Here is a 4413-nt window from a genome sequence, read left to right as displayed (position 1 = left end):
GATAAAGTCCGCAGATAATGGCTACTACATTGTTTGAAAGCCCCCTAAAATATATAAAAGAATTTAAAAAGGGTATAAAAACGAGCGCGCGTACGCGAGTTAAGTTTTCATTTACTTTTTTAAGCAATTTTCTTAAAAAAATCTTAATCAAAAATTCAAGCAAAATTCATCTAAAAATTCATTGATTTTTTCATAAAAAATAGCTAAAATTTTAATAAAAATAATTATATGGCGAGACTACTCTTTGTAATACAAGCCTAACGGCTTAATATTACTCAGAGTCTCGCAAAGGGAAATCCCTTTGAACCCTTTGGCGTTTGCAATGCAAACCAATTCGGTGCGAACTTGCTACCTGGCATTTTTCGCTATGCTCAAAAAGCCGATTCGCATATGTGGCTATATGATACATAGCACTACGCTAAAGCTTCGTGCGTATCATCGCCACAATTCGCACAATTTAGCAAGGAGATTTATGAAATCTACTATCAAATCAATTAGATTTAGTCAGGAACAGATGATTTATATCAAAGAACAAATGGCTTTAAATAATCAAACATTTAGCGATTTCATTTTCGAATCTATATCTAAACCAAAAAAGAAAATAGCAGTAGTAAGAGCTAATCAAGATTTAATTATAGAACTAGCTAAATGGGGAAATAATTTAAATCAAGTAGCAAAACATCTCAATACCAAAAAAAGCGGAATTGATAGAGTAGGACTTGAAATGTTAAGTCGAATTGAAAATCATTTAGAGCAAATAAGAGCTAAATATGCTTGTTAAATTTTTTTCAGATAAAAAAGGTGGCGGTATAGGCTCAATAAACTATCTGCTTAATAATCGAGTAGAAAAAGGCACAGCTAGAATTTTACAAGGCGATGAGAATATTACAAGAGATTTAATAAATTCAATGAGCCAAAAACATAAAACTTGCGTTGGCTGTTTAAGTTTTGAAGAAAAAAATATCGATGAAGACACTAAAAAAGAGATAATGCGAGACTTTGAAAATATGCTTTTAACTCCAGCTATGCAAGGGCGTTATAATATTCTTTGGGTAGAACATACAGACAAAAAAAGATTAGAGTTAAACTTTGTAATCCCCAAAATTGACCTACAAAGCAAAACAGCACTTAACCCATACTTCCATATGGCTGATAGCAAAAGAAAAGATTTATGGACCGATTACGTTAATTTAAAGCATAATTTTACAGACCCAAAAAATCCAGCTAAGCAAAATACCCTAAAAGGAAGTAAAAAAGAGTATGAATTAATTAAAGACTATCAAGAGTTAGATAAGCTATTACACGAGCAAGTAAAACAAGGAAATATAAACTCAAGAGATGAAATTATTCAACTTCTAAAAGAAAACAGTATCGAAGTTACAAGGCAAGGTAAAGATTATCTAAGCATAAAATTGCCAGATAGCAAAAAAGCAAAAAGATTTAAAGGGAGCATATACGATGAACAATTCACAAGCACTAAAGAGCTTAAATCAATCAATACAAGACAGAGCGAACGAGAACGAGCGTATAATGAGCGAGATAACGAGACAGAGCTTAGAAGACTTGAAAAAGAACTTGCTAAATTCATTCAATCAAAATATGAATTCTATATCTCAAGAGATAAAAAACGAGCTTTACAGTTCTCAAAGAGAGCCGACAAGACTAAAGATATCAAGCCTATTAACGAGCTTTATTATAGGGATAATGACAGCAATAATTTTCTCAATGATTGTGTGGTGGCTGTGGATAATGCCAAATCAAATTCCAAAAGAATTCGAGATAGTAGAAAGTTCGAACAAACAAGACGCTTGGATGATAATTCCGATAGACAAGATAGAAACGATACAAGACAACAAGAAATTCAAAGCGATAAAAATCAGATAAGAGCAGAAAATGACAGCATTAGAGAACGAATTAATAAACGAAATAGAGAGATTGCAGAGCGAACTAGAGAGTGTTTTAACTCAATTAGAGAAATCATTGCTAAGAGAGCAAGAGCTACTGAGCGAAAACAAGAATTTGCAGAACGAATTAGAGAAATTAGAGAACGAATTCAAAGAGAGCTTAAACAGATTAGTCAAAAAGTTGAACGAATAACTAGAAAAATATCTCGTGGATTTTCAAGGTAATCAAGCTGAAATATCCACTAAAGAATTTTTATCCTTATTGCTATCGCTTTTATTTTCTTTGTTGTCTGATTTTATAGTGATTTCTTCTTTAAAATCTGCTTGAATTTCTATTTTTTGCTTTAACTCATTAGTTTTTTTAAGTGCTTTTTGTTCAGCTTTTTGTTGCTCTTCTATGATTTTTTGTAAATCAATGGTTTGTTTTTCAGTAGCACTTAGAGGAACGCAAGTAAGTCCGAGACCATCCATTAGTAACAATACCTTACATATCCAGCATTGCAAAGAAATTTGCGTCCAGCTTCTTTTTTTATATCTCTTGCTTTATCAAAACATTCACTTGCATCATAACCATATGCGTATATTTTAGTGCAACCATCTGTATCATAATGCCAACTAGCAGCAAATGAGCTAGAAACCAATCCGCCTAAAATTGCGATAGAAAAGATAATTTTTTTCATAATAATCTCCATTGTCATTGCAAAGTATATTATTATAATATTAGCTATTTATATTTTAAATTTTACTTAAAATATTTAAAATTTATTTAAATAACTGCTATATCAAGCTTTTTATCCACGCAATCGTTTAAAAAGATATTGATTAGTGTTTGATATGGAACGCCTTTTTTACTAGCCATATCTTTAAAATAATCAATAGCTCTGCCGTTTAAATTTATCGTTATTTGCCTTTTTAAATTTTTATCCACATATGGATTTCTAATCGCATTAGAAAAATCAATCTCTTTTTTCATAGCTGTTCCTTATACTGCGTTTTTTCTCTTGAAGTTGCTTTTCTAGCCGAAATAATACGTATAGTATCACCGTCTTTGTAGCAATGAACTACAATTAGAATCCTGTTTTTTTCGCTCATTCCCAACAAGTAAAATCTCTCTTCATCGTCTGAATGTTCTTCATCAAAAACGATAATACCATAATCATCACAAAAAACAGTTGTTGCTTCATCAAAGCTTACTCCATGTTTGGCGATATTTAATTGTGCTTTTACTTCGTCCCATTCATAAGTCATATTTACTCCATAATTATATTATAATTATATTTTTCATATAAGTCAAGCCCTATATTTTTCAAAAAAATTCTTAAAATGCTCGAAGCTTTCAAATTTCATCTCGTTTAAATAATCATCATCAGCATTATATAACTCTGCTATAATTTTTCCGCAATCTTCTTTTAGATTACGAATTTTTAGTCGGTTGTAAAGTTGGGTTTTTAAATCTATGACAGATACATATTGCGAAATATAGCCGTTTAAAATGCTCACTTCTTGTCCTGTGATCGGATTTATTTTTGTGGTTTTTAGCTGATTCATGGCTTGTTTTTGGCGTTCTATTTGCTCTAAATTCTTTAAGCTCGTTCTTACTTGTTCTAATTTGTGCTGATTTTCGGTTTGCGGTAAGAATCTAAATTCTATACCGACAACAGGGCGACCCTTACTACGACCCCTTTTTTTTTCATATTTTAGATTTTCAAAAATAACCCTATCGGTGCTAAATAGTGTTTTTTCGCTTAGTTCTTTTATGGCTGGAGTTAAAATTCTTTTATCAATATCGCTCATTGCATAGCCTTTTGGAATATCCATAATTTCTACAAATTTATCCCAATCATTTTCAAAAATAGTGACAGTTCCAGTACTTCTAAATTGCTTTAAAATGCGATATAAGGTTTGAGTATATTTGCTTGTTAAATTACTAAATTCTATCAATTCCCACATTGTAAAACCGCCTTTTTCAAAGTTGTTTAAAATATATAAAAAAGGCTTGTTAATTTTAGCTCTAATATAAAAATCATCAGTATCTTTTGGAACTGCTAGAACTTGAAATATAGTAAAAAATTGTCTTTCTGTTTCTGTTTCGAACTCTATTAGACTACTTGAAATCTTACGACCAATATCGCTTATTGATTTTTCAATCTCTTTATTTGTCATATTGCGTAAGTCGATAAGTTCTCTAAGCTCTGCAAAATCTAGCCTTATCTCTTTATTTGCTTGATTTTTGAGCTTCCACATCAAAGCAAAGAATACATCGTTTTCTACTTTGGAGAAGCTTTTAAAAGCTATTAGATTTAAATCATTGTGATATTCAACAAGTTGTTTTGGTTTTTGTCTAGCCATTTTTGCACCTTATTTTTTTGATATTATAGCTCTTAAAGGACAAAAAATCAAGTAATTTAAAATCTATGTCCTTTATATTTCCCAAAATGTCCTTTAAGAGTTCCCAAAATGTCCTTTAAGAGTTCCCAAAATGTCCTTTAAGAGTTCCCAAAATGTCCTT

Annotated in this window: 7 protein-coding genes; 2 read left to right on the top strand and 5 right to left on the bottom strand. The window is 30.9% G+C overall.

Annotated elements, in window-relative coordinates; translation table 11 throughout:
- Positions 1 to 472: 472 nt before the first annotated feature.
- Together CHLWT_RS09355 and CHLWT_RS09350 are read left to right on the top strand one after the other, a co-directional pair.
- The gene (locus CHLWT_RS09355) at positions 473 to 781 is read left to right on the top strand and encodes a plasmid mobilization protein (protein WP_111969495.1); all 309 of its coding nucleotides are present in this window, start codon (positions 473 to 475) and stop codon (positions 779 to 781) included.
- The gene (locus CHLWT_RS09350) at positions 771 to 2129 is read left to right on the top strand and encodes a relaxase family protein (protein WP_112000820.1); all 1359 of its coding nucleotides are present in this window, start codon (positions 771 to 773) and stop codon (positions 2127 to 2129) included. The genes CHLWT_RS09355 and CHLWT_RS09350 overlap by 11 nt, the downstream gene beginning before the upstream one ends.
- Here the strand turns inward: CHLWT_RS09350 and CHLWT_RS09345 are convergent, their stop codons facing one another.
- The 5 genes from CHLWT_RS09345 to CHLWT_RS09325 form a co-directional block, all read right to left on the bottom strand.
- Positions 2130 to 2375 (bottom strand): hypothetical protein, encoded by a 246-nt coding sequence (locus tag CHLWT_RS09345; RefSeq protein WP_112000819.1) that lies wholly within the window; start codon positions 2373 to 2375, stop codon positions 2130 to 2132. It abuts the gene before it with no gap.
- The gene (locus CHLWT_RS09340; RefSeq protein ID WP_059429782.1) at positions 2375 to 2584 is read right to left on the bottom strand and encodes a hypothetical protein; all 210 of its coding nucleotides are present in this window, start codon (positions 2582 to 2584) and stop codon (positions 2375 to 2377) included. Before CHLWT_RS09340 ends, CHLWT_RS09345 begins: the two co-directional genes overlap by 1 nt.
- An 86-nt stretch (positions 2585 to 2670) precedes the next feature.
- The gene (locus tag CHLWT_RS09335; protein WP_025370515.1) at positions 2671 to 2877 is read right to left on the bottom strand and encodes a hypothetical protein; all 207 of its coding nucleotides are present in this window, start codon (positions 2875 to 2877) and stop codon (positions 2671 to 2673) included.
- Positions 2874 to 3152, bottom strand: a complete 279-nt coding sequence (locus tag CHLWT_RS09330; RefSeq protein ID WP_025370516.1) for a BrnT family toxin — start codon at positions 3150 to 3152, stop codon at positions 2874 to 2876. The genes CHLWT_RS09335 and CHLWT_RS09330 overlap by 4 nt, the downstream gene beginning before the upstream one ends.
- Before the next feature lie 42 nt (positions 3153 to 3194).
- On the bottom strand, positions 3195 to 4253 hold the full coding sequence (locus CHLWT_RS09325; RefSeq protein ID WP_112000822.1) for a replication initiation protein: 1059 nt from the start codon (positions 4251 to 4253) through the stop codon (positions 3195 to 3197).
- Between the last annotated feature and the right edge of the window lie 160 nt (positions 4254 to 4413).

It is taken from the genome of Campylobacter hyointestinalis subsp. lawsonii (assembly GCF_013372165.1).
Taxonomy (GTDB): Bacteria; Campylobacterota; Campylobacteria; order Campylobacterales; family Campylobacteraceae; genus Campylobacter; species Campylobacter lawsonii.
Note: the sequence above shows the minus strand (reverse complement) of the source record. Positions and strands in the feature narration are given on the sequence as shown.